The organism is Planococcus notacanthi (genome assembly GCF_030407825.1).
Classification (GTDB): domain Bacteria; phylum Bacillota; class Bacilli; order Bacillales_A; family Planococcaceae; genus Planococcus; species Planococcus notacanthi.
The window spans coordinates 398,854-422,615 of record NZ_JASDCQ010000002.1 but is presented as its reverse complement, the minus strand read 5'-3'; the positions used below and the strand labels follow the sequence as shown (position 1 = coordinate 422,615).

Sequence of the window (23,762 nt, the reverse complement as noted above, 5' to 3'; positions counted from 1 at the left end):
TGTGGAATCATTGATCATTATTTTGGTCGGCGTCCTTACCACGGTCGCCATCTATCTTGTATTATCCAAAAATATTGTACGTGTCATATTGGGGACAGCGATTCTGTCCCACGCAGTCCATCTGTTGATCTTGTCGATGGGCGGCCTTAAATTAGGAGCGGTGCCGTTGCTTGGCGAAGAAGCCGAAACCTATGTCGATGCATTGCCGCAGGCATTAATCTTAACTGCCATTGTCATCAGTTTTGCGGTGACGGCGTTTATCCTGGTGCTTGCCTACCGTGCCCATCAGGAACTGGGAACGGACAATCTAAGCGCAATGAGAGGTTCTGATGATGAATAATCTCTTAGTGCTTCCTATGCTGCTTCCGATTGTTGTGGGTGTATTGCTGATTTTCCTTCGTACGTACGGCCGAGTCCAAGCGTGGATCAGCATTGCCAGCATGCTGGTTACATCAGGCATTTCAGTTTACCTTTTGCATAAAGTCCAGACCGACGGGATTTTCCGTTTGGATTTCGGCGGTTGGGAGCCACCTTTCGGCATTCTGTTCGTTGCCGATTCCTTTTCTGTTCTGCTAGTGCTGACTTCCAGCATTGTAACGGCGATTTGCCTGAGCTATGCCTTAATCTCCACTAGCAAAGAATTGCAGACGATGTATTTTTATCCTTCCGTGCTGTTTCTTATAGCCGGTGTCAACGGTTCTTTTTTGACAGGCGATCTGTTCAATTTGTTTGTCTGCTTTGAAGTCATGCTGCTGTCTTCCTATGTACTTCTGACTTTGGGTAATTCCAAACGCCAACTGCGGGAAGCCATCAAGTATGTATCAATCAATATCGTTTCGTCCTGGTTCTTCCTGGTCGCACTGGCTTTCCTTTATGGAGCGGTCGGTACTTTGAATATGGCGCATGTGGCTGAACGGGTTGCTGAAGTAGGACAAACCCCTCTTCTGACCACTATCAGCATCGTCTTTTTGATCGTTTTCAGCTTAAAAGCCGGATTGCTTCTGTACTTCTGGCTACCGGGATCCTATAGCTCACCGCCTATTGTGACGTCCGCTCTTTTCGGCGCGTTATTGACGAAGGTTGGCATTTATGCCCTCTTCCGTACATTCTCATTGATTTTTTATCATCAGCCGGAAACTACGCATCTGCTGATTGGCATCATGGCTGCACTTACTTTAATCGGCGGCAGCCTCGGGGCCATTGCCTTTAACGACATCCGCACGATTGCGGCTTATAACGTGGTTATTGCGGTCGGTTTCATATTGGTTGGGTTGGCGATTTCCACTCCAGCATCCATTGAAGGATCCATCTACTACCTGATCCATGATATGGTCGCCAAAGCTTTGCTGTTTCTGCTTGTCGGTACCATGATCACACTAAGCGGAACTTCTAAAATGGCGGGCATGAGTGGACTCATGAAGAACTATCCATTATTGGGATGGTCTTTCTTCGTTACCATGCTGTCACTTGCAGGAATCCCGCCACTCAGCGGTTTTATCGGGAAAGTGCTGATTTCAGGCGCAGCCATCAATAGCGGTTCTTACGTATTGCTGGCACTGGCTCTCCTTTCCAGCATCTTCGTTCTTTACTCGTTGCTTCGCGTCTTCAAAAATTGCTTCTGGGGTGAAACCATCGTCAGTAAAGAAGAACAACCGCCATTGCGAAAAGGCGTTTTATGGCCGTGCCTGGCTCTCGTCCTTTTGACAATCGGCATTGGTCTGGGTACCGAAGGCATGGCGCCCTATGTCACAGATGCAGCTGAAACATTACTGAATCCTGGGATTTACATTGATGCGGTTCTAGGGCTGATTCAGTAATCTATTAATCATTGAAAGGAGTGAATCAAAGTGCCGGCTCAGTTCCTCTTAAATATCACCATTGCTTTTCTATGGACCTTGCTGATGGATGAAGACGCTTTTTATCCGACGACTTTTCTGACCGGTTATTTGATCGGTATTGGAATCCTTTTTCTGATGCACCGATTTTTCGGGACCAAGTTCTATTTACTGCGCGTCTTCTCCGCGCTTAAGTTATTGCTGATTTTCATTTCGGAACTTTCACAATCCAGCTTGCTGATCATGAAACAGATCCTCAGCCCAAAACTCAATATAAAACCCGGCATCTTTACTTATGAACATAGTATGGAAGGCGATTACGAATTGACTACGCTAGCCCTTCTGCTGACATTGACACCCGGTTCCGTGGTGATGGAAGTATCGCCGGACGGAAAAGTTTTCTATATCCATGCAATGGATGTGGAAAGTTCCCGGGATTCCGTACTGAAATCCATCAAGGTATTTGAAAAAGCGATTATGGAGGTGACGAGAAATTGATTAATACGATACTGACCATCGCCTTGTCCCTTTTCATATTGGCAATCATCCTGGCCCTCTATCGGATTATCCGCGGCCCTTCCATGCCCGACCGCGTTGTGGCCCTGGACATGATCGGCGTTAACCTGATTTCAGGAGTCGCTGTATTTTCTGTTGTCCTCAACACGCATGCATTTCTCGAAGTCATCCTGATTGTGGGAATTCTGGCATTCATCAGCACACTGGCTTTAGCGCGTTTTGTTGAAAGGGGCGATATCGTTGAACATAAACACGATCGTTGAGTACTTCGGCGTTTTTCTTATTTTGATCGGAAGCATCATGGCGGTGATCAGCGCAATCGGTATCCTTCGGTTGCCGGATGTTTATACCCGTTCACACGCAGCTACTAAAAGTTCTACTTTAGCCGTGCTATTGTCGCTGTCGGGAACATTCATCTATTTCTGGGCATCCGAAAACTTTATCAGCGTTCGGCTTATTCTGGGCATTATTTTTGTCTTTTTGACTGCACCGGTTGCGGGACATCTGATCACAAGGGCCGCTTACCGTTCAAACGTCAAATTGGCTGACTCTTCTACAGAAGACGCATTGGAAGAACTGTTTAAGAAATAACGAGAATTATGTTAGTGCTAAAAGAGCATGGCCACTCCAGAAAAGTGGGCATCGCTCTTTTTTTGTTAATAAAGCAAAAGTTTACGCCTGCTTATGGGGGGGAATAAGAGTAAAAAAACAGAAATGGGGACAGACTCTCGATGGAAAACGTAAGAGATACGTTTAAAGAAGTCGCTGCCGCCATCCTCCCGGTTACTATTGTTGTTATTCTTCTGCAGGTTGTTTTCATCAAAATGCCTTTCGAGGCAGTGATTCAATTTCTTGTCGGTGTTCTTTTTGTCAGTATCGGTTTTTTCCTGTTTTTGATCGGTGTCAACGCCGGCCTTCTGCCTATCGGTGAAATGATTGGACGAAGGCTGCCCAGCACAAAAAAAGCAGGTTTCATTATTGCAACCGGTTTCTTACTGGGCATCGCCGTTACAGTCGCGGAACCCGATGTCCGGGTATTGGCGAAGCAAATTGATGAAGTCTCTGAAGGCACTGTAAGTGCAGCAATTCTGATTCTATCCGTCTCCCTCGGACTGGCTATCTTTGTGGCGTTGGCCATGGTCCGCACCATCTTTAAAATTCCCCTCCATTATTTACTCATCGGCGGTTACGCTTTAGTCTTTCTGCTATCTTTATTTGTCCCCGAGGCCTTCATTTCCATTTCCTTCGATTCCGGAGGAGTTACAACCGGACCGATGGCAGTTCCATTTATTCTGGCACTTGGCATTGGTGTTGCTTCTGTATTGCGCTCAGAAGATGATAGTTCTGGCGAGAAATTTGGCTTGATTGGCTTGGCATCCATTGGACCGATTCTGGCTGTTATGGTGCTGGGGGTGTTGTTCAGGTGAACATTCATGTTTTCGAAGGTTTTCCAACCGTGATGCTGGAAGTCAGTTTGGCACTTCTCCCTCTTTTGTTATTTTTCGCAGCCTTCCAGGTGTTTATGCTTAAATTGCCGATGCAGCGCGTACTTCAGGTAGGAATTGGTTTTATTTTAGCTTTCTTCGGCCTTTCTTTTTTCCTTCAAGGTGTACATGTTGGATTTATGCCTGTAGGGACAATGATGGGTGAAACGCTTGGCAGTTGGTATAACAAATGGCTGCTGATTCCGATTGGTTTTGTTCTTGGATTCGCTGCCACATTTGCCGAACCGGCCGTCAGTATTATGACAGATGAAGTCGACCAAGAGACCGGCGGATACATTTCCCGTAAAATGATGCTTTATACATTATCGACAGGCGTCGGCGTATCCATCGCTTTGTCCATGCTGAGAATTCTAACGGGCTGGTCGTTATGGTACTTCATTATCCCGGGTTATTTATTGGCATTCATTCTTGTTTTTTTTTCAACGCAGACTTTTATCGGTATCGCTTTTGATTCGGGAGGCGTGGCAACCGGACCAATGACCGTCACTTTTGTCGTTGCTGTGGCAGTAGGCATTTCGACTGCCATAGAAGGCAGCGATCCTTTAACCGATGGATTTGGAATGATCGCACTTGTAGCCCTGACACCTATCATTGCAGTATTGATACTTGGTCTGATTTTCACTAAGAAAGGCGGAGGGAAAGCGAATGATTCTTAACCATAGGTTGATGATTGCCATTGTCAAAAGAGGCCATTCACGCGATGTCATTGCGGCAGCTAAAAAAGCAGGTGTCGATGGCGCAACGATTGTCTATGGCGAAGGAATAGGAAGAAATGAAAAACCTACATTTCTTGGCCTCCCGGCTACCCATGAAAAAGATGTGATTTTTTTCGCATTGGATGGAGACAATGAAAGAGCGGTTGCAGAAGCGGTCAATGAAGCAGGAAAACTCGGGAAACCAGGATATGGACTAGGTTTTACCGTTCATTTAAGCAAATTACTGGGCGTTCCGCATTTATCTCAACGCCAGGATGACCGCAAAAGAAAGAGAGGTGCTTCAGAATTGGAATCAGAACTGAAGGATTTTCAATTAATTGTTACCATTGTCAATTCAGGAGATTCTTCAAAAGTGGTTAAAGCCGCTTCAAAAGCAGGGGCGGAAGGCGGAACAATAATAAACGGACGCGGTACAGGAGTCAATGAACAGCAAAAGTTTATGAATTTCACAATTGATCCAGAGAAAGACGTTGTCTTAACACTTGTTCCAAGCAGTTATGCAGAACAAGTCGTCGAAAGCATCGAGCAGGCTGTCGATCTCAATGCTCCCGGGAAAGGCATTGCTTTTCTGATAGATGTCGAAAAAGTGTTTGGGGTCAACCACTCCTCTTTGAGGAACAAGAATCAGTGAAGAATAGTTCCATTTAAAAAACCGGTAAGCCACTGAGGGCTACCGGTTTTTTGATGAATTTTAATATGGTTTTGCTTCGTGGCCTTTTGCAGCTGCACCTTGTGCCACCTTATTGGCAGCAGGCTGACCATATACTTTCGGTCCTGATTTTTTCATTTCTTCATTCGCTTTCATCTTCTCTTCCATATTCTCACGTACACGGCGGCCATAGTCTTCATCCGCCTGTGTGAAATGATGGATCATCTCTTCCTGGATGCGAGGATCACAGACCGATAATGCATCACCCAAATTGTTGATCAGTTCATCGCGCTCCCAATCCTCAAAGCTGCGGTATGTTTCACCCGCTTGCCCGTAATTGTTGGTACGATCAATTGGCGCTGATACTACTTTTGCGTTATATGCTGGTTCGTGAGCAGGCGTTTCGCTCGAATCCGCTTCTTTGTATCCACCAAGAACAGATGGTTCATAGTTAATAGATGGATTTGAAGGGTTTTCATAAGGATTTTTCACATCCATCGCCCCTCGCTGCTGATTGGTTGCGACACGCTTCTTAGGAGCATTAACCGGAAGTTTCAAGTAGTTGGCTCCAACCCGATAACGCTGTGTATCGGAATAAGAGAAAGTCCGACCTTGCAGCATTTTATCGTCAGAGAAATCTAAACCGTCTACAAGAACTCCTGTACCGAACGCTGCTTGTTCAATTTCAGCATGGTAATCGACCGGATTGCGGTCCAGCACCATTTTCCCGACTGGAAGGAACGGGAATTTATCCTGCGGCCATAATTTTGTATCATCCAACGGATCAAAATCCAATTCCGGATGCTCATCGTCGCTCATAATTTGAACGAACAACTCCCATTCCGGATAATCTCCGTTTTCAATGGCTTCATAAAGGTCTTGCGTTGCATGTCCGACGTTTTCCGCCTGGATTTCAGAAGCTTCTTTCTGAGTCAAGTTGCGGATGCCTTGTTTTGGCTCCCAATGGTATTTAACCAATACAGCTTCACCTTTGTCGTTGACCCATTTGTACGTGTTTACTCCAGATCCCTGCATATGGCGGTACGTTGCCGGGATGCCCCACGGTGAAAACAGAAACGTAATCATATGCGTTGCTTCCGGAGAACGGGCAACAAAATCGAACATTCGCTGCGGATCAGCAATATTCGATGCCGGGTCAGTTTTAAAGGCATGAATCATATCCGGGAATTTCATTGCATCACGGATAAAGAATATTTTAAGGTTATTTCCGACCAAATCCCAGTTGCCATCTTCCGTATACATTTTAACGGCGAATCCACGAGGGTCGCGGTCGGTTTCCGGAGAATGTCTTGATCCAGCCACCGTTGAGAAACGCACCATTAACGGCGTCTGTTTTCCCGCACCTGAAAATACTTTAGCGCGTGTATATTTTTCTACCGGCTCATCGCCGACTTTACCATAAGTTTCAAAATAACCAAATGCACCAGCGCCACGCGCATGGACAATTCGCTCCGGAATCTCTTCACGGTCGAAATGCGAGATTTTTTCAATGAAATGATAATTTTCAAGTGTAGCAGGGCCACGGTTACCGACAGTTCGCATGTTCTGATTATCTCTAATCGGATGGCCTTGACGGTCTGTCAATGACTCTTCACTTTCGCCTGTACCCATTTTCTTCTTTAACTCTTCATTATTTTCCTTCATGAATATCCTCCTCTGCAATGTGCTATCACCTAATACTCTTCCCATTTTCCTTCAAAAATAAACACCTTATTTATAAAGTAAATTAAAATATTAGTTTATTAACTGGAGATAGACAAAACCAGCGTTGTATGAAAAACTAAAGTAATGACAACTAGTAGAAAGCAGGGCTTTTAGATGAGTGTAGAATTAAAAGAAAAAGGGCGATGGGATCCCTTGAAAGTATTTTTAAAAGTCTCAGCCGCATACCTCCTCTCTTTTTTCACAAAGAAAAAAAGCGGAAAGAAAATTGCCCTTGTCGGAGGAAACCTCGGTGAAAAATATGAAGACAATGCTGCGGTTTATCATAAGTACTTATTGAATAACCACAAAGAACAGGTAACCGCCTATTGGATGTATGATTCAAAAACCTCTTATGCAAAAGACCAAAAAATTGAAAACGCCGTTCCACTGGGCAGCTTTAAAAACTATTTGCTCTTTTTCCAGGCTGATTATACGTTTCATGGCCACTCTCTTCTTTATGACATCGTTCCTTCAGCTGACAAGTTTCTGTTTCTCAACCGAAAAACAATCATTACTCATGTCAGTCACGGAATTGAAGGGTTCAAGAAAATCCTGATCCAAAAAGAAGATGTGCCATTGTTGAAACGCACGGATTACTTCAACTGCGCTTCTCAGTATGAATATGAACTGAAACTCAACAAATGGAAGATTCCCGAAAAGAAACTGATCCTCACCGGCTTTCCGCGATTCGATCGGTATCCGCCAAATCAACCATCTAAAGAAGTTAAGAATATCCTGATGATGATGACGTGGCGTGAGTGGCTATTTGATCTGACAAAAGAAGAATTTATCGAAAGTCCTTACTTTAAGAACACCACAGGTTTATTGAAGCATCAAGGCATCCAGCAATTGCTTACCGACCATAATCTCCACTTGAATATCGCCTTGCATCCTTTTATGAAAAAGTTCGAAAGTTATTTTACTGGCCTGACAGACAATGAACACGGCATCAAATTTTTGGATTTCAATCAGGAAACCATTGAGTATTCAATCGATCATAATGATATGCTTTTGACGGATATCACCAGTGTTTCCTGGGATTTTCTCTACCTCAATAAACCAATTATCTTCTACATGTTCGACCAGCAGGAATACCTCGAAAAAAGAGGAACTTACTTGAATCTGGACAGTGATTTGTACGGTTACAAAGCGGATTCAATCGATCATGTTTATGAATACCTGAAGAAAATTATTGAAGAAAAAATAACCTACAATGAATGGTACCCTAAAGCGAGCGACTATATCGATTATTTTGACCAAGACAATTGCAAACGCCTCACAGAGCGCGTTATGGGACTTTAATAGTTTCACGTGAAACTATTCCAAATGATTTTAATTTTAAAAACACACTCGAAAACCGAGTGTGTTTTTTTATAGTTCCATCATCAATTCAACGGGACAATGATCCGATCCCCAAACATCTGCGTGGATTTTTGCACTGCATAAATTCGGCAGCAATTTTTGGGAGGCGATAAAATAATCGATTCTCCATCCGATATTTTTTTCACGGCAATTGGATCTGTAGGACCACCAAGAGTAAAAACCCGATTCTTCCGGATGGAAGTGACGGAAAGTATCTACAAATCCACTTGCTAAAAACCGTGTCATTTTCCCACGTTCTTCAGGTGTAAATCCTGAATTTTTCTTATTGGCTTTCGGATTTTTCAAATCGATTTCTTCATGGGCCACATTCAAATCCCCACATAATATAACGGGTTTGTGAGTATCCAGGGTTTTCACAAATGACAAAATGGCATCTTCCCACAACAGACGATAATCCAATCGCAACAGACCATGCTGAGAATTCGGTGTATAGACATTCACCACATAATAGCCTTCGAATTCCAACGCAATCATTCGGCCTTCCGTATCATGTTCTTCAGACCCAAGGCCATATTGGACCGATAACGGCTTTTGTTTTGTAAAAATTGCGGTTCCGGAATAGCCTTTTTTATGTGCATAATTCCAATATGTATAATATCCCGGCAAATCCATTTCAATCTGGCCTTCCTGCAGTTTAATTTCCTGCAGGCAAAAAACATCGGCATCTGATTCAGCGAAAAAATCCATAAAGCCTTTTTTCATGACTGCACGAAGGCCGTTGACGTTCCACGAAATTAACTTCAAAACATATCCCTCTTTCTTCTTCTCTATAAGTTTAATGCAAGCTTAAGTAGGACTCAACAAATGCGATAGGGTTTCTGTTTTCAAAACAATCCGTTCGAAATGTAAAATTTCTGTATTTTCTTAAATATTCTGCATCATTTTTTATTGTCTTCTTGTACAATAAAGAGAAACTTCAATCAGTGGGGGGTCTTAATCCCCTACTGATAAAAAGCAGAACATAGGCTAAACGCGCCGCGTCCTGCGGCAGCGCCTATGTAACCGACATCCTGTCGGCCCGATCCAATTGGACTTTTACGGTCAGTGGAGCTCCTGCTTTTAGAGGCGGGAGGAGTCTTACTGCCCGTTAAAGCGGGATAAAGTTATCTGACAGAGGAAAGTGGAGTTCATGGTTTTAGACTATTGATTGCCAAAGCGGGACAAAGGGGATAGGGCGATGAAAAAATTCTCAAAAGAAGAGAAAAGTTGGGCTTTATACGATTGGGGAAGTTCTGCTTATTCCATCATCATCACGACAGCAGTTTTTCCGATTTACTACAAAGCATCAGCCACTGAAGCCGGTGTTAGTTTATCTGATTCAACGGCTTATTTAGGATACACCATTGCGATTTTTACGTTTATTTTGGCGATGATCGGACCCATACTCGGAACTATCGCCGATTACCAGGGCATGAAGAAAAAGTTTTTCACTGCCTTTTTCCTGTTGGGCACTATTTCCACCGCCTTGTTAGCGTTCGTACCAAGCGACAATTGGCTGTTGATGCTGATCTGTTACGTTTTTGCAGCTCTTGGTGCCACTGGCGCTAATTTGTTCTACGATGCTTTCATTGTTGATGTAACGACAGAAAAACGGATGAACAGTGTTTCAGCATTTGGCTATGGACTCGGTTACATTGGATCCACCATTCCATTTATCCTGTCGATCGCCATCATTTTACTGGCTCAAAACGGAGTGCTGCCAATTTCGGCCACTGCCGCGAGCCGTATCGCCTTTCTCATTACAGCAATCTGGTGGGTTTGTTTTTCACTGCCGATGTTCCGCCATGTCAAACAGCTTCACTATATCGAACGCGAACCCAATCCTGTTCATCAGAGCTTTAAACGGCTTGGAAAAACCATAAAGGAAATCCGTCAGTACCGGGCGTTGTTCCTGTTTCTGATCGCCTACTTCTTTTACATCGATGGCGTTGGGACGATCATTTCCCTGTCAACGGCTTACGGCACTGACTTGGGGCTAAGTGCAACAAGCCTCTTGATTGTCTTGTTTGTCACTCAGGTAGTAGCCGCTCCCTTCGCTATTCTCTATGGCCGTTTGGCAAATCGATTTACCGGCAAAAAAATGCTGTACGTAGGAATCTGCGTGTATATCGTGGTCTGCATTTACGCCTTCTTCTTGGAAACCATTACGGATTTCTGGATTTTGGCAATGCTTGTGGCCACCAGCCAAGGCGGCATCCAGGCACTCAGCCGTTCATATTTCGGAAAACTGGTACCTAAAGAGAACTCCAATGAATTCTTCGGTTTCTATAATATCTTTGGAAAGTTTGCTGCAATCACTGGCCCCTTGCTTGTAGCGGTCACTTCACAAGTAACCGGCAACTCGAGCATGGGTGTCTTCAGCCTGGTCATTTTGTTTGTGATCGGCCTTGTCGTCCTTTCCCGCGTACCGGAACCAACGCCTCATGAACCAATAGACAAAGTTACACCGGAATAAAGAAAAGCGCAAGCACACGATAAATCCGTTAAACAAAAAATGTCCGCCAAGTGGCGGACATTTTTTGTGTTCATTATTATTTTTTGTTTTTATCTTCAGCTTTTACAGTCACGCTGCCAGTGCTGTCTTTTTCGACAGATGCATCGCCTAATTCAACGACTTCGATGCCGCTTTTTTCTTTGTCGGCTTCCTTGTCAGCTTTTTTGATTTCTTTTTCTACAGCTTTTTCAGCTTTTTCATGTTCTTTTTGAGCTTTTTCCTGTTCTTTCACTTCTTTTTCAATCACTTTTTCTTGTTTCTTCAATTCTTTTTCTTCTTGCTTTTCTACACGTTTCGCTTTCAGCTCATCGGCTTTACCTTTAGCTTTTTCTGTAATTCCAGATGTTGTTTCTTTTGCTTTATCGGTAAGGCCACTTGTTTTATCTTTCAATTGGTTGGCCTTTTCTTTCACTTGATCTAATTTACCGCCTGAACTTTCAGCGTTCGGATCTTTCGAGCTGGCTGTTTTTTCTTTAACGATTTCTTGAAGCTCTTTCCCGCTCTTCGGTGCGAACAATAGCCCAGCTGCCGCTCCGATAACTGCGCCTGTTGCTGCGCCGGCTAAGAAACCACCGCCTCCGCCGCTTTCCTTGCGTTCAGCTTCAGTAGGCTGTGGAGATTGGATTTTGCCGCCACGTACGAGGCGCTCTTCCACCTCTTCCACGATTTCATATAAGGTCCGTCCTTTAGCTTCAACAAGTGATACACTCATATGATAATCAGCTAAATCTTCCTGATCTCTCACAACAATGACGTCATAGTCGGTCGAATCTGATTTGTCTTCAAGCATTTCTGCCTGATATCCTTTTTTCTCCAATGCTTCACGTACTGATGTAAATGGATGTTCAACTGCAATTTTCACCATAATCTGTCCACTCCCTTTTAAAAGTCTATATTGCACTGTTTCCCCTCAATTGAGAATTTATAAACACCTGCAAGAAAATTCCGAGATTTTCACCATGCTTTTAAAGGATCAGTTTTCGCAAGGCGCATTGCCAATATGCCTCCTAAAATGGCACCGGTCAAACTGGAAATGAAAAAGGGCGGCACAAAAAACAAAGCGCCAAATTCAGTACCCAGCAAAATCCGCGCATAGGGCACCGCAACCAAAGATGCGATGATTCCAGTACCCACTACTTCCCCAAAGCCTGCTAACCAGATTTTCCCGAACTTCGCATACATCATCCCCGCCAACAACGCTCCAATCATCCCGCCTGGAAAAGCCAGCAACGATCCGGTACCGGTCAAGATTCGGACGACACCTGTCAAAAAAGCGATCAGGATCGCTGGACCCGGACCAAAAAGAACTGCAGCGATGACATTGATGGCATGCTGAATGGGATATGCACGGGCAATTCCAGCGGGAAAATAAACAAAAGCGGAACCAGCCACTCCAATAGCGACAAACATCGCCATCAGAACCAGTTTTCTAGTTTTCATTTTCGAATACCTTCTTTGCTGGAAGCTTGTAAGGCAGCAACCTGACCGGCAATGTCCTTCGATTCAGTTATCGCCGAGATGACCGCAATTCCTGAAACCCCTGCTGCCCATACAAGACTTGCATTTCCAGGAGTAATGCCCCCGATGCCCACTACCGGCAATTCAGGAAATTCCTTTTTGACCGTCAGAATTCCTTCAACACCTGCCGGCTTTTTTGCATCAGCTTTCGAAGTCGTCCCAAAGACCGGCCCCATCCCGACATAATCAGCACCATCCTTTACAGCTTTTCTCGCTTCTTCTGAAGAATGGACTGAGACACCCAAGATTTTCTCCTTGCCGATTAGTTTGCGTGCCTGGGAGGCACTTAGATCTTCCTGTCCGATGTGTACACCGTCTGCCCCAATTTGGCAGGCCAGTTCGACTGAATCATTAATAATGAAAGGGACCTTGTAATGGTTGCATAATAGTTGGCAACGCAAAGCAAACGCCAGCAATTCAGTGCCCGATAATGCACCCTCACCTTTTTCGCGCAGCTGAAAATGTGTGATTCCACCTTCCAACGCCGCTTTCAATACCTCAAAAGGATTGCGGTCTCCTGAATTCCTGGATCCCATAATAAAATAAATGGAGGGCTTATCGGAAAATTTCAATGTTCGCAGCCTCCTTGCTTTCGGCTAACACCGTTTTATACGCAGCATGGTTAGTCGGCCCATGGCCTGAGCCGATATTCAAGGGCTCGCTGAGTGCAGCGTGAATAAATTGCTTGGCTGTATGGATTGCATCCTGCAATTCTTGCCCTCTAGCCAGCTGCGCGGTCACTGCCGCCGCAAATGTACAGCCGGTGCCATGTGTCTGTCCAGTCGCAATCCGCGCTGAGCGGTACAGCAGCGATTCCCCATTTGCCTGCAGCAAGTAATCTTCAGCATACTGCGGATCTGTTCCGTGTCCGCCTTTAATGACAACTGACTTGGCTCCCATTGCCAGAATCTCTTCAGCAGCCAGGCGGCGGCTCGAGACATCTGTAATGGGGATGCCTGTCAGCACTTCTGCTTCCGGGATGTTTGGCGTGACCAGTAAAGCCACAGGCAGCAAATGGCGGTTTAATGCTTCCACTGCTTCCTGCTGCAGTAAATTGGCTCCTCCTTTGGCGATCATCACCGGGTCCACAACCACATTCCTCCAGTTGAATCGCTGGATCGCGGCAGCAGTTTCTTTGATGATTTCCGGATTGAACAGCATGCCGGTTTTTAAAGCGGTTATTTTAAAATCGCTGCCGACAGCTTCTAATTGCGTTTGCACGGCTTGGGCAGACATGGGATAAATGGCGGTGACTCCTGTCGTATTTTGGGCAGTCACGGCGGTGACCACAGACGTTCCGTAAACTCCCAGTTCCTGAAACGTTTTCAAATCTGCCTGGATGCCCGCACCTCCTCCGGAATCCGATCCGGCAATTGTTAAAGTCTGCGGAATTCTGCTCATCGTAATCCCTCCTGTAAATAGATCTGTTCTTCCACACCGCTATCCGTCAGGCTGGCCAAACGATTAATGAAAGCCGCTTGAAAATCTCCCGGAAGACTCGTTGATTTCGCAGCCAGCTGACCGGCGATTGCATAAAAACGCAATGCGTTGCTGACAGTCTTTACAGGGTCTTCTGGCCGGACTGCCATCGCAGCAGCCACAATGCTGCTAAGCAAACAACCCGTACCGGTAATCGAAGCCATGATCGGATCTCCAAAAGGAATTTCAATCACTTGTTTTCCATCAGTGACAATATCCGTTTTTCCAGTGACCGCTACCACAAAGTTAAATCTTTTTGCAGTGGTGACGGCAAGCTCCCGGACTTCCAGGAGCCCTTCTCCTGCATCCACACCTTTCGACTGCCATTGTTTCCCGGCTACCGCTGCGAGCTCTCCTGCATTGCACCGAAGGACGCTAACGTCAACCAGGTCCAAAATTTCTTTTACAGCCTTCTTCCGGAAATTGCTTGCTCCTGCCCCGACAGGATCCAGTACGACAGGAATACCCAGCCGGTTGGCCGCCTCTCCGGCTGTCAGCATGCTTTTCAGCGATTCTGCATGCAAGGTTCCGATATTCAATGACAAGGCCTGCGCCAAACGGGCAAGTTCAGCTGCTTCTTCAGGCGCTTCTCCCATGATCGGAGAAGCGCCGATCGCCAATAGGCCATTGGCTTGAAAATTCGAAACTACATGATTGGTGATGCAATGGATCAGCGGATTTTCACGTTTTATTTGGCTGAACATGTTACACACCTACTTCTTTAATAGACTCTAATGCCCAGGATTCTTTTTTCCATGCCTGTTCCCAGAAATTCCATTCATAGTAGCTGCTTTTCCGGAAATGATTTTTCAGTTCCTGCCTCCGTATTTCCGGCAGTCCTTCCGCCAGCTTGTCCATGCGCGAAATCTGTTCGTTGACAAGTGAAGCAAACTCATCGGAACCGTATGTTTCAATCCACCGATTATAAATAGGGTGGTCCGGTTTGGCATGTTTCAAACGTTCACCGATTTCAAAGTAAAGCCAGTAGCAAGGCAAAATAGAGGCCAACACATCGGCCAGATCGCCTTCTGACGAACGATACATATGCGAAACATAGGCATATGCAGTTGGAGACGGTTCAAAAGCAGCCCACTCTTCTTTAGTGACTTCCAAAATTTCCATGAACGATTCATGCAATGCCAGCTCAGCACTGCAAGTATGTGCAGAATGGAATGCAAAACGTTGTGTCGTTTCCAGATCCTTGGCCTTTGATGCACCAAGCGCCTGCACTTTCGCAAAGTGCGATAAATAATAGGCATCCTGCATAACATAGAAACGGAATCTGTCGATCGGCAAGGTTCCATCTGCTATGCCTTTCACAAACGGATGATCGAAACTTGCCTGCCACAGGCTGTCGCATTCTTTTCTTACTTCTTTGCAAAATGTCATTTCTCCATCTCCCTTTTTCTATATCCAGTTGCAAGTGGCTAAGCACTGCAACTTTTTTCACAAAATAAAAACGCCGCTTCCCGGCAAAGGGAAGCGGCGTTTGCGATTGTAAAAGAAAATAGCAGACGGTCGCCACTTCCCTCCGCTGGTATGATCCAGATCAGGTTCGAAGGGTCCAGGCTTATGCCTGTCTCAGCCGATATCCGGCTCCCCTAGTGGTGTTTTTATTTGTGTTTTCGAAATCACTATAGCATAGATTCAGAAAATTCTACAGCTTTTATCCGATTTCCCGTTTCATCATCAAAGAAGTGGACGTGAGCCATATCGAATGCAAGCGTTGCCGTATGGCCCGGCTCGATAGTCGTGGTAGCTTCTACGCGAGCAATGAATTCCTGTTCGGCATAAACCGCATGAAGAATCGTTTCTGCTCCTGTCAGTTCAGAAACCGTGATGACTGCTTCAAACTCACTGGTTGGAATATTCGACAGATCTTCATTGTTCACATGAATATGTTCCGGCCGGATTCCCAGCGTAACTGATTTTCCTTCATAGCCTTCATTTTTCAGCATTTCCATCATCTGTGGTGGGATGTCCAGCATTTTGTCCCCCATCACGTAACGTCCCTTATCAATTCTTCCTTCAAAAAAATTCATGGCAGGAGAACCGATAAAACTGCCCACAAACCGGTTTTCAGGAAAATTGTAGACTTCTTTTGGAGAGCCGACCTGCTGAATCAGCCCATCCTTCATAATCACGATTCGAGAAGCCATCGTCATGGCCTCTGTCTGGTCATGGGTTACATATATAGTTGTGGTTTTCAACCGTCTGTGCAACTTAACGATTTCGGCACGCATCTGAACGCGCAGTTTGGCATCTAAGTTGGATAAAGGTTCATCCATCAGGAAGACCTTGGCGTCACGGACAATCGCACGCCCAAGAGCTACACGCTGCCGCTGTCCGCCTGACAATGCTTTCGGTTTTCTGTCTAAATAATCTTCCAATCCCAGAATAGCGGCGGCTTCATTGACACGCCGCTTGATTTCCGCTTTCTTGAACTTTCGCAGCTGCAATCCAAAAGCTATATTTTCATACACGGTCATATGCGGATAAAGGGCATAATTCTGGAAAACCATCGCAATGTCACGTTCTTTCGGCTGGACTTCATTCATGAGTTTGCCGTCTATAAAAAACTCACCTTCTGTTATTTCTTCCAGGCCTGCAATCATCCGGAGAGTCGTGGATTTCCCGCATCCTGACGGGCCGACAAAGACGATAAACTCTTCATCCTGGATATTCAGGTTAAAATCTGATACAGCAAGAGCACCATTATCGTATCTTTTCCCGAGCTTTTCGATTTTGATCTCTGCCATTCCGCATTCTCCTTTTGAATGTTTTTCTTAAGTATAGTTAATTGTCCGTCAATTACAAATTTTTATTATCATGTAAACGCACTCACATTGCGAGTTCTTGCTGCAAAAGCTTGTTTAGAGGGATTTTTAATCCTTTAGAAAGGGGAACGAATCTAAAAGAGCTATTGGGGCATTCCATTTAAATCTTCGGAAGTCGAAGTTAATGCATTCTATAGATACCCCAGCTTGTGCCCATCAAAACAGAAAAGGAGAGGAAGAAATGAAGAAAAAACGCTTGTTTTTAATTGGTTTAATGGGATCGGCTTTGACATTAAGCGGGTGTGCAGGCTTTCAGACCAGCAATAATGATGACAATGCGGTCAACGAAGATGGAAAAACCGTCATCGACTTTTGGACATTCTGGGGTTCTGAAATTCGCCGTCCGGTAATCGAGCAGATTATTGCCGATTTCAATGAATCGCAGGATGAGATTGAAGTAAAGCACACGTATCTTCCTTTTGGAGATATTTGGACAAAAGAGCTAGCTGCCATAGCTGCTGGGGATCCGCCTGATGTGGTAATAAACGATATCAACTCAACAGCACTTCGTGGCCAGGAAAACCAGGCAATGAATCTTTCAGAGTTTCTTGAAGAAGACGATATCTCAGACCGTTTCTATCCGGAACTGTGGAACGCTACACTTCACGAAGGAGATTCTTACGGCATCCCTTTCAATACCGACACGCGTGTCCTTTTCTATAACAAGGATGCTTTTGAAGAAGTCGGTCTAGATCCGGAGAAGCCGCCCACTACTTGGGCTGAACTCGAAGAATATGCAGAAAAGCTCGATGTTAAAAACGGCAATGATTACGAACGGATCGGTTTTTATCCGAGATGGGGCATCGATTTCGACGTTTGGATGCTGAATTCCGATGGCCAAAATTATTTTGATGAAAATAACAATGTACAAATCGATACAGCAGCCAATCTGGAAACCCTCGAATGGCTGAAAACCTGGCAGACAAGATACGGGGATAATGTCATCAACGCCTATAAAGCGCAGATCGACAGCCAACAAGGAAATCCGTTCTTCAATGGCAGTTTGGCGATGTATGCCATCACTCCTACTTTCTATACACAAATCCGTGATTACGCGGAAGACCTGAATTTCGGCGTAGCGCCGCTCCCTGAATTTGAATCCGGCAGCGGGCATACTAGCTGGGGCGGCGGTTTTGTAGCTGAAATTCCGGAAGGTGCAGCAAATCCAGAAGCTTCTTTTGAATTCATTAAATACCTGACAGATGTGGACGCACAGGAATATTGGGCTGTCCAGAATTTCGATAACGTGGCCAATATTGAAGCAGCGGAAAAAGCTGCAGAAACCGATGAATTTACAGATGACGGTTCAATGGTCTATCAAATGGCTGTCGACAATATGGAATATACGCTCTTGACTCCGGTTCCTGTTGTGGCACCTGATTTCACAAGTTACATTAATCCAAATATCGAGGAGTTTTTCCTGGGCTCGATGACAGCCAAAGAAGCATTGGCTAAATCACAGGCCGAGGTGGAAAGTCTGGTAGAAAAGAATAGTCAGTAAGGGGGGGAATCCTTTGGGGAAAAAAAGATTGACGATGCGCCGTAAGGAAAGCATTTACGGTTACCTGTTCGTTTTGCCATGGATTATCGGTTTTCTGGCCTTTACTGCCGGACCACTGGTATTTTCATTCATGGCAAGTTTCACGAATTACAACATCACCTCCCGAATGGACTTTATCGGTGTTGAGAATTATCAGGGACTTTTTACAGCAGACAATCTTTTCTGGACTTCTTTATGGAACACCTTGTATTTTGTAGCTTTTTCGGTTCCTTTAACCACCATCGGCGCAATTTTGCTGTCCGCTTTGTTAAATCAGGACATTCCTGGCATCCGCTTTTTCCGTACGCTGTATTATTTGCCGGCTGTACTTTCTGGCGTAGGCGTCTATTTGCTATGGATGCAATTACTGGATCCGGGAACCGGTATGGTCAATCTAATTCTGGGCTGGTTTAATATCGATGGACCCAATTGGCTTTTTGATCCGGAATGGACAAAACCGTCACTCATCTTAATGAAGATGTGGAGTGTTGACGGCTCGATGCTGCTCTACTTAGCCAGTATGCAAGGGGTTTCCAAGTCCTTATATGAGGCAGCGGAAATCGATGGAGCGAATACCTGGAAACAATTCCGGCATATCACTCTTCCGATGATTACACCGGTCATTTTTTTCGATGTGGTTACAAGCCTGATCGGCGGCTTCCAGATTTTCCAGGAAGCATATGTCATGTCCAGCAACGGTGAAGGGGGACCTGCCAACTCGCTGTTGTTCTACAACCTTTATATGTGGCGCCAGGCATTCGAAAACTTCAACATGGGTTATGCCATGGCGATGTCCTGGATTTTATTCGTCATCGTATTCGTACTGACCTTAATCAACTTAAAACTTGCTCCGCGCTGGGTGCATTATGAAGGGGAGGAAAAATAAATGGCCAAAACCACGGATGACGCGTCTTATGTCGAAGAAGCAGAAAGCCTGAAAACCCTCTCCGGCAGAAATGAAAACCCTGGGTACTTTGAACATCGCGGAAATCGAAAAAATATGCTGAAGCTCATCAATTTCGTTTTGTTGGCAGCAGGAAGTCTGCTGATCTTATCCCCTCTTTGGTGGATGATCTCAACTTCTCTGAAAACCATGGCCGAAGTCATGTCCTTTCCGCCGACCTTCTTCCCGGAGTCCTGGAATTGGGCAAACTATATCCGTACATGGGAAGCCGCACCATTTACGCAGTACACGATCAATACATTGACCATTACGACATTGGTCGTCATCGGCAATGTGCTGTCCAATTCGTTTATCGCTTATGGATTCGCGAAGATCCCTTTCCGCGGAAAAAATGTGCTGTTCGCCATTGTCCTGGCCACTATGATGATTCCAGGGTTTGTGACCTTGATACCGCAGTATGTCCTGTTCGCAAAATTAAATTGGGTCAATACCTATTTCCCATTGGTCGTACCCGCATTTTTCGGAAGTGCATTCAATATCTTCCTGTTGCGGCAGTTTTACATGACCATTCCAAACGAGCTGATCGAAGCTGCCAAAATGGAAGGCGCCAATCACTTTTATATCTGGTGGAAAATTGGATTGCCTCTGACAAAACCAGCGATTGCAACAGTGGCGATTTTTTCGTTCAATGGTGCCTGGAACGACTTCCTCGGACCGCTCTTGTATCTGAACGATGAAAATCTCTATACCCTGCAGATCGGGTTGCAGGTTTTCAAAGGTCAGATGAACACACAATGGAATTATTTGATGGCAGGCTCTCTGCTTGTCCTGTTGCCGGTAATTCTGCTGTTCTTCTTTTTCCAGAAATATTTCATTCAAGGAATCAACCTGCAATCCGGCGGAAAATAAGAAAAGCGTAAGCAGCCGTTCAGTCTCGACAAGCGCTGGAAGCTTTACCGGTAATGGCGCTCTTTGCCATTCCTGGTAAAGCTGAAGCGACTCGAGAGGCTGGCTGCTGAAGCTGGACAATAAGAAAAGCGCAAGCTGCCAATCACAGAAAAAAAGCGTTCCTGAAATTTATCAGGAACGCTTTTCTGTCTTGCCTTATGCAGTTACTTCTTTTTTCTCTTTTTTGATTTGTTTGCTTCGCAATTGCCCACAAGCTGCATCGATGTCGGCGCCTTGCTCATGGCGTACGCCACAATTGATGCCTTTTTTCTTCAATGCATCATAGAAAGCAGAAATGGCTTCCGGTGTGCTCTGCTGATATTGGTCATGCTCATCAACTGAGTTATACGGAATCAAGTTGACGTATGATAGATGGCGTTTGTCTTCCAGCAGTTTCGCCAGTTGGTTCGCCTCTTCCACATGGTCATTGACATCACGCAGTAAAATATACTCGAACGTGATGCGGCGGTTGGATTTCTCCAAGTAGTAATCGATTGCCGCCATCAATTTCTCGATCGGGTACGCTTTGTTGATCTTCATGATGCGTGTACGCAATTCGTTGGTTGGCGCATGGATAGAGATCGCCAGGTTGACCTGCAAACCTTCGTCTGCATAATCGTAGATTTTTGGTACGATACCGCTTGTTGATACGGTAATATGGCGAGCACCGATAGCCAAGCCTTTTTGCGAGTTGACGATGTTCAGGAAGCCCATCAAGTTCGTGTAGTTATCGAATGGTTCTCCGATACCCATTACCACAATATGACTGACGCGCTCATCTTTTTGCTGTGCATCAAAATGCGCTTGTACTTGCATGATCTGCTCTACGATTTCGCCCGCGTTTAAGTCGCGGCTCTTTTTCAAAAGTCCGCTGGCACAGAAACTGCAGCCGATGTTACAGCCGACCTGCGTCGTTACGCAAACGGAATTTCCGTATTTGAAGCGCATCAATACCGTTTCAATCAAGTTGCCGTCCTGCATCTGGAAAAGAAACTTGATTGTACCATCCGCAGATTCCTGTTTGACTGTCTCTTTCAATGTACGGATTGTAAAATTATCTTCAAGCAATTGAATACAATCCTTCGAAAGGTTGTTCATTTCGGCAAATTCAGTGACACGTTTAATATACAACCAGTCCCATACCTGTTCAGCACGGTATTTTTTCTGGCCGTTTTCTAAAAACCATTCTTTTAACTGTTCTATCGTTAATCCATAGATGGAATTTTTCATTTCAGAACCCTCATTTCAAATTTCACAATTGCTTATTATAATACTAAAAATAACGCTTGACAACAACTATTTTTATTTAGACAGAAAACTCTGTTTTAAATAACTGCTTACTTTCCCTTTTCTCTGGGTACAGAAAGATAGAAAGGAGTGGGGTTCATGAGTGCGATTACCCATGTAGGGCTGGCGGTTCCAGATTTGGATCAGGCCATCGACTGGTACAGGAAAGTATTTGATTTTTATATATTGGCAGGTCCCTTCAACTTTAATGCTGCAGATGAAAACCCGAGTGCTATGACATTGGATTTGCAGGGGGAGGAATTGAAAAAGATGCGAAATGTCCACTTGATGTCTTCTGGTGGCGTTGGCATTGAGCTGTTTGAATTTCAGGATCCTACATACTACAACGAATCTTATTCACCTCATGCCGGATTTTTTCATATTTGCCTGGTTGTGGATGATCTGGTTGGGACCATTGAAAAAGCTGTCCAGTATGGCGGCAAGCAACGCAGCAAAATATGGAATGTCAATAAAGGCAAACCTCATTACCTGGTTTACGCTGAAGACCCTTTTGGCCACATCATTGAATTATACACGCGCAGCACTTCTGAAATTTATGGAAATCAATAATAAAAACCAGGCGCTTTTAAGCGTCCTGGTTTTTTGATTGATGTGGCAGCTTTCGCTTTTCTTACACCAATTGCTCTTTTTTCTGGAGCATTGTGCCGTTTTTCGCCAAGTCAGCGTGCCATGAGAAAGCTTTTTCCAACACATGCGGTGTTTGTCCGCCACGTGTTAATGCTTCGTCATAGTACTCGCGAAGTTGAGCGCGGTATGATGGATGTACACAATTTGCCAGGATGACTTCCACACGTTCACGTGGTGCCAAGCCGCGAAGATCTGCATAGCCCTGCTCTGTTACGACTACATCTACGTCATGTTCTGTGTGGTCTACGTGAGAAACAAACGGTACTACGCTTGAGATATTTCCGCCTTTAGCAACTGATTTGGTTACAAAAATCGCCAGACGTGCATTCCGTGCGAAATCACCTGAACCGCCGATGCCGTTCATCATTTTCGTACCGGATACATGTGTCGAGTTGACGTTTCCGTACATATCAAACTCCAAAGCCGTGTTGATTGAAATCAAGCCGAGTCGGCGAATCAATTCAGGGTGGTTTGAGATCTCTTGAGGACGCATCACAATTTTGTCACGGTAATTTTCAAAATCAGCAAAAACCTGGTTCATTTTCGGTTCCGACAAAGTCATGGAACAGCAAGAGGCAAATCTGACTTTCCCTGCATCGATCAAATCAAAGACAGCGTCCTGAAGGACTTCCGAGTATACTTCCAAGTCTTCAAATTCAGAATCGATCATACCGTGCAAGACAGCATTCGCTACAGATCCAACTCCGGATTGCAGAGGAGCTAATTTCTCTGTTAAACGGCCTGCACGGATTTCTGAGCGCAGGAATTCAAGCAAATGATCGGCCATGATTTTCGTTTCTTCGTCTGGAGGCAAGATGTTTGATGGTGAATCCAACTGGTCAGTGAAAACAATGCCTCTCACTTTTTCCAAATCAATCGGAATTCCGATAGTGCCGATGCGCTGATCTGCTTCTGTCAATGGAATCGGCGAGCGTTCGCCTTGTTTGCCAGTATCGTAAATGTCATGAAGGCCTTCAAACCGTTCAGGCTGTGCCATGTTGATTTCAACGATGATGTTTTTAGCATGCTTTGCAAAGATTGCGTTGTTTCCTACAGAAGTCGTCGGAATGATCATGCCGTCTGCTGTAATGGACAATGCTTCGATGATTGCAAAATCGATTGCCTCAGTAACGCCCGTACGGATCCATTCCGCTGTATGGGAAAGATGGTGATCCACAAATAGCATTTCGCCTTCGTTTATTTTTTTGCGCATTGCAGGCTCTGCCTGGAATGGCAAACGCTTATTGACAATTCCTGCTTCTGCAAAGATATGGTCAGTGTCTGAACCTAAAGAAGCGCCTGTAAAGACATTTACTTTAAAACTTTCAGTTTCTGAACGCTTAACCAATGCCTGAGGAACCGCTTTCACGTCTCCAGCACGCGTAAATCCGCTAAGTCCAAGCGTCATGCCGTCCTGTATCCATGAAGCTGCCTCATCTGCTGTAACTACTCGATCCTGTAATTGTTCCGCTTTAATGCGTGAAAGTTTCTTTTCCATGCTAATCACTCTCTTTCAATTTTTAGTTTTCAATAATATTTAATTGATAAAGCGTTTTCATGAGCGGTCGCTCAGTTAAAAATCGCGATTCGTGCAAAAAGGGTATAGTTTTTCATTATCTATTAACAACTTAATTATTAGATAATTTTAACTTGTTTTGACAGGTTATTGAGCTTTGAAGATTGGAAAAGAGTTTAATGACGCGAAGCAGAGAAAGGAATGTCTGAAGCAGCATTTTATTAAAAGGGTTCAAATCGAACCTTTAAAAAATGATATTTTC

At 44.8% G+C, this 23,762-nt stretch carries 25 protein-coding genes and 1 riboswitch; of the genes, 14 read left to right on the top strand and 11 right to left on the bottom strand.

All coding sequences use genetic code 11. The annotated features are described in order from the left end of the window. Position 1: 1 nt before the first annotated feature. The 8 genes from QMA01_RS09595 (at position 2) to QMA01_RS09560 (ending at position 5,203) form a co-directional block, all read left to right on the top strand. On the top strand, positions 2-340 hold the full coding sequence (locus tag QMA01_RS09595; protein ID WP_191714882.1) for a Na(+)/H(+) antiporter subunit C: 339 nt from the start codon (positions 2-4) through the stop codon (positions 338-340). After that, positions 333-1,817 (top strand): Na+/H+ antiporter subunit D, encoded by a 1,485-nt coding sequence (locus QMA01_RS09590; protein ID WP_290214995.1) that lies wholly within the window; start codon positions 333-335, stop codon positions 1,815-1,817. Before QMA01_RS09595 ends, QMA01_RS09590 begins: the two co-directional genes overlap by 8 nt. 30 nt (positions 1,818-1,847) lie before the next feature. Further along, positions 1,848-2,333, top strand: a complete 486-nt coding sequence (locus QMA01_RS09585; RefSeq protein WP_191714881.1) for a Na+/H+ antiporter subunit E — start codon at positions 1,848-1,850, stop codon at positions 2,331-2,333. Continuing rightward, entirely contained in the window at positions 2,330-2,614 is a 285-nt protein-coding gene (locus QMA01_RS09580; protein WP_191714880.1) for a Na(+)/H(+) antiporter subunit F1, read from the top strand. The genes QMA01_RS09585 and QMA01_RS09580 overlap by 4 nt, the downstream gene beginning before the upstream one ends. Further along, positions 2,592-2,942 (top strand): Na+/H+ antiporter subunit G, encoded by a 351-nt coding sequence (locus QMA01_RS09575; RefSeq protein WP_191714879.1) that lies wholly within the window; start codon positions 2,592-2,594, stop codon positions 2,940-2,942. Before QMA01_RS09580 ends, QMA01_RS09575 begins: the two co-directional genes overlap by 23 nt. A 140-nt stretch (positions 2,943-3,082) precedes the next feature. Next, positions 3,083-3,778, top strand: coding sequence for a DUF1538 domain-containing protein (locus QMA01_RS09570; protein WP_191714878.1), 696 nt, complete (start codon positions 3,083-3,085; stop codon positions 3,776-3,778). Beyond that, complete coding sequence (locus QMA01_RS09565; protein ID WP_191714877.1) at positions 3,775-4,512, top strand: DUF1538 domain-containing protein; 738 nt, start codon at positions 3,775-3,777, stop codon at positions 4,510-4,512. The genes QMA01_RS09570 and QMA01_RS09565 overlap by 4 nt, the downstream gene beginning before the upstream one ends. Continuing rightward, on the top strand, positions 4,502-5,203 hold the full coding sequence (locus QMA01_RS09560; RefSeq protein WP_191714876.1) for a P-II family nitrogen regulator: 702 nt from the start codon (positions 4,502-4,504) through the stop codon (positions 5,201-5,203). The genes QMA01_RS09565 and QMA01_RS09560 overlap by 11 nt, the downstream gene beginning before the upstream one ends. A gap of 60 nt (positions 5,204-5,263) precedes the next feature. Here the strand turns inward: QMA01_RS09560 and QMA01_RS09555 are convergent, their stop codons facing one another. Then, positions 5,264-6,886: a catalase gene (locus tag QMA01_RS09555; RefSeq protein ID WP_225218427.1), complete on the bottom strand. Its 1,623-nt coding sequence runs from the start codon at positions 6,884-6,886 to the stop codon at positions 5,264-5,266. 174 nt (positions 6,887-7,060) lie between these two features. Here QMA01_RS09555 and QMA01_RS09550 point away from each other — a divergent pair, with 174 nt between their 5' ends. Next, positions 7,061-8,248 carry a CDP-glycerol glycerophosphotransferase family protein gene (locus QMA01_RS09550; protein WP_191714875.1) on the top strand — a complete coding sequence of 396 codons (1,188 nt, stop codon included), beginning with the start codon at positions 7,061-7,063 and terminating at the stop codon, positions 8,246-8,248. A gap of 69 nt (positions 8,249-8,317) precedes the next feature. On the opposite strand, the gene QMA01_RS09545 is transcribed toward QMA01_RS09550, so the two are convergent. Then, positions 8,318-9,073, bottom strand: coding sequence for an exodeoxyribonuclease III (locus QMA01_RS09545; RefSeq protein ID WP_191714874.1), 756 nt, complete (start codon positions 9,071-9,073; stop codon positions 8,318-8,320). Positions 9,074-9,506: 433 nt separating this feature from the next. Here QMA01_RS09545 and QMA01_RS09540 point away from each other — a divergent pair, with 433 nt between their 5' ends. Then, a complete protein-coding gene (locus QMA01_RS09540) occupies positions 9,507-10,784 on the top strand; it encodes an MFS transporter (RefSeq protein ID WP_290214863.1) in 1,278 nt (425 codons plus the stop codon). 76 nt (positions 10,785-10,860) lie between these two features. Here QMA01_RS09540 and QMA01_RS09535 read toward each other — a convergent pair whose 3' ends face one another. The 7 genes from QMA01_RS09535 to QMA01_RS09505 all read right to left on the bottom strand — a co-directional run bounded on the left by QMA01_RS09535 (position 10,861) and on the right by QMA01_RS09505 (position 16,579). Then, complete coding sequence (locus QMA01_RS09535) at positions 10,861-11,688, bottom strand: YkuS family protein (RefSeq protein WP_191714872.1); 828 nt, start codon at positions 11,686-11,688, stop codon at positions 10,861-10,863. 89 nt (positions 11,689-11,777) lie between these two features. After that, positions 11,778-12,263, bottom strand: coding sequence for an energy coupling factor transporter S component ThiW (gene thiW, locus QMA01_RS09530; protein ID WP_290214862.1), 486 nt, complete (start codon positions 12,261-12,263; stop codon positions 11,778-11,780). After that, a complete protein-coding gene (gene thiE, locus QMA01_RS09525) occupies positions 12,260-12,913 on the bottom strand; it encodes a thiamine phosphate synthase (RefSeq protein WP_290214861.1) in 654 nt (217 codons plus the stop codon). The genes thiW and thiE overlap by 4 nt, the downstream gene beginning before the upstream one ends. Further along, complete coding sequence (thiD, locus tag QMA01_RS09520) at positions 12,897-13,742, bottom strand: bifunctional hydroxymethylpyrimidine kinase/phosphomethylpyrimidine kinase (protein WP_290214860.1); 846 nt, start codon at positions 13,740-13,742, stop codon at positions 12,897-12,899. Before thiD ends, thiE begins: the two co-directional genes overlap by 17 nt. Next, positions 13,739-14,524: a hydroxyethylthiazole kinase gene (gene thiM, locus QMA01_RS09515; RefSeq protein ID WP_290214859.1), complete on the bottom strand. Its 786-nt coding sequence runs from the start codon at positions 14,522-14,524 to the stop codon at positions 13,739-13,741. The genes thiD and thiM overlap by 4 nt, the downstream gene beginning before the upstream one ends. A 1-nt stretch (position 14,525) precedes the next feature. Further along, entirely contained in the window at positions 14,526-15,209 is a 684-nt protein-coding gene (tenA, locus tag QMA01_RS09510; RefSeq protein ID WP_290214858.1) for a thiaminase II, read from the bottom strand. Between the two features lie 120 nt (positions 15,210-15,329). Then, a riboswitch (TPP riboswitch) is annotated at positions 15,330-15,433 on the bottom strand. 21 nt (positions 15,434-15,454) lie between these two features. Further along, on the bottom strand, positions 15,455-16,579 hold the full coding sequence (locus QMA01_RS09505; protein WP_191714866.1) for an ABC transporter ATP-binding protein: 1,125 nt from the start codon (positions 16,577-16,579) through the stop codon (positions 15,455-15,457). Positions 16,580-16,838: 259 nt separating this feature from the next. On the opposite strand from QMA01_RS09505, the gene QMA01_RS09500 reads away from it, so the two are divergent. Genes QMA01_RS09500 through QMA01_RS09490 form a run of 3 tightly spaced genes read left to right on the top strand, consistent with a single transcriptional unit; the run spans position 16,839 to position 20,010 of the window. Continuing rightward, the gene (locus QMA01_RS09500) at positions 16,839-18,158 is read left to right on the top strand and encodes an ABC transporter substrate-binding protein (protein ID WP_290214857.1); all 1,320 of its coding nucleotides are present in this window, start codon (positions 16,839-16,841) and stop codon (positions 18,156-18,158) included. A 13-nt stretch (positions 18,159-18,171) separates the two neighbouring features. Then, positions 18,172-19,083: a carbohydrate ABC transporter permease gene (locus QMA01_RS09495; protein WP_290214856.1), complete on the top strand. Its 912-nt coding sequence runs from the start codon at positions 18,172-18,174 to the stop codon at positions 19,081-19,083. Next, positions 19,084-20,010 (top strand): carbohydrate ABC transporter permease, encoded by a 927-nt coding sequence (locus QMA01_RS09490; protein ID WP_301610751.1) that lies wholly within the window; start codon positions 19,084-19,086, stop codon positions 20,008-20,010. Positions 20,011-20,205: 195 nt separating this feature from the next. On the opposite strand, the gene rlmN is transcribed toward QMA01_RS09490, so the two are convergent. Beyond that, positions 20,206-21,279 carry a dual-specificity RNA methyltransferase RlmN gene (gene rlmN, locus QMA01_RS09485; protein ID WP_290183835.1) on the bottom strand — a complete coding sequence of 358 codons (1,074 nt, stop codon included), beginning with the start codon at positions 21,277-21,279 and terminating at the stop codon, positions 20,206-20,208. Between the two features lie 156 nt (positions 21,280-21,435). Here rlmN and QMA01_RS09480 point away from each other — a divergent pair, with 156 nt between their 5' ends. Continuing rightward, positions 21,436-21,906, top strand: a complete 471-nt coding sequence (locus QMA01_RS09480; protein WP_203340104.1) for a VOC family protein — start codon at positions 21,436-21,438, stop codon at positions 21,904-21,906. Positions 21,907-21,967: 61 nt separating this feature from the next. On the opposite strand, the gene QMA01_RS09475 is transcribed toward QMA01_RS09480, so the two are convergent. After that, a complete protein-coding gene (locus QMA01_RS09475; protein WP_290214855.1) occupies positions 21,968-23,482 on the bottom strand; it encodes an acetyl-CoA hydrolase/transferase family protein in 1,515 nt (504 codons plus the stop codon). Positions 23,483-23,762: the final 280 nt, after the last annotated feature.

What these genes read in the sequence shown, in the direction of transcription:
- QMA01_RS09475 (WP_290214855.1), bottom strand. Translation starts at nt 23,482, where the DNA reads ATGGAAAAGAAACTTTCACGCATTAAAGCGGAACAATTACAGGATCGA.
- QMA01_RS09480 (WP_203340104.1), top strand. Translation starts at nt 21,436, where the DNA reads ATGAGTGCGATTACCCATGTAGGGCTGGCGGTTCCAGATTTGGATCAG.
- QMA01_RS09535 (WP_191714872.1), bottom strand. Translation starts at nt 11,688, where the DNA reads ATGGTGAAAATTGCAGTTGAACATCCATTTACATCAGTACGTGAAGCA.
- tenA (WP_290214858.1), bottom strand. Translation starts at nt 15,209, where the DNA reads ATGACATTTTGCAAAGAAGTAAGAAAAGAATGCGACAGCCTGTGGCAG.
- QMA01_RS09570 (WP_191714878.1), top strand. Translation starts at nt 3,083, where the DNA reads ATGGAAAACGTAAGAGATACGTTTAAAGAAGTCGCTGCCGCCATCCTC.
- QMA01_RS09540 (WP_290214863.1), top strand. Translation starts at nt 9,507, where the DNA reads ATGAAAAAATTCTCAAAAGAAGAGAAAAGTTGGGCTTTATACGATTGG.
- rlmN (WP_290183835.1), bottom strand. Translation starts at nt 21,279, where the DNA reads ATGAAAAATTCCATCTATGGATTAACGATAGAACAGTTAAAAGAATGG.
- QMA01_RS09550 (WP_191714875.1), top strand. Translation starts at nt 7,061, where the DNA reads ATGAGTGTAGAATTAAAAGAAAAAGGGCGATGGGATCCCTTGAAAGTA.
- thiD (WP_290214860.1), bottom strand. Translation starts at nt 13,742, where the DNA reads ATGAGCAGAATTCCGCAGACTTTAACAATTGCCGGATCGGATTCCGGA.
- QMA01_RS09555 (WP_225218427.1), bottom strand. Translation starts at nt 6,886, where the DNA reads ATGAAGGAAAATAATGAAGAGTTAAAGAAGAAAATGGGTACAGGCGAA.
- thiW (WP_290214862.1), bottom strand. Translation starts at nt 12,263, where the DNA reads ATGAAAACTAGAAAACTGGTTCTGATGGCGATGTTTGTCGCTATTGGA.
- QMA01_RS09500 (WP_290214857.1), top strand. Translation starts at nt 16,839, where the DNA reads ATGAAGAAAAAACGCTTGTTTTTAATTGGTTTAATGGGATCGGCTTTG.
- QMA01_RS09560 (WP_191714876.1), top strand. Translation starts at nt 4,502, where the DNA reads ATGATTCTTAACCATAGGTTGATGATTGCCATTGTCAAAAGAGGCCAT.
- thiM (WP_290214859.1), bottom strand. Translation starts at nt 14,524, where the DNA reads ATGTTCAGCCAAATAAAACGTGAAAATCCGCTGATCCATTGCATCACC.
- QMA01_RS09490 (WP_301610751.1), top strand. Translation starts at nt 19,084, where the DNA reads ATGGCCAAAACCACGGATGACGCGTCTTATGTCGAAGAAGCAGAAAGC.
- QMA01_RS09590 (WP_290214995.1), top strand. Translation starts at nt 333, where the DNA reads ATGAATAATCTCTTAGTGCTTCCTATGCTGCTTCCGATTGTTGTGGGT.
- QMA01_RS09505 (WP_191714866.1), bottom strand. Translation starts at nt 16,579, where the DNA reads ATGGCAGAGATCAAAATCGAAAAGCTCGGGAAAAGATACGATAATGGT.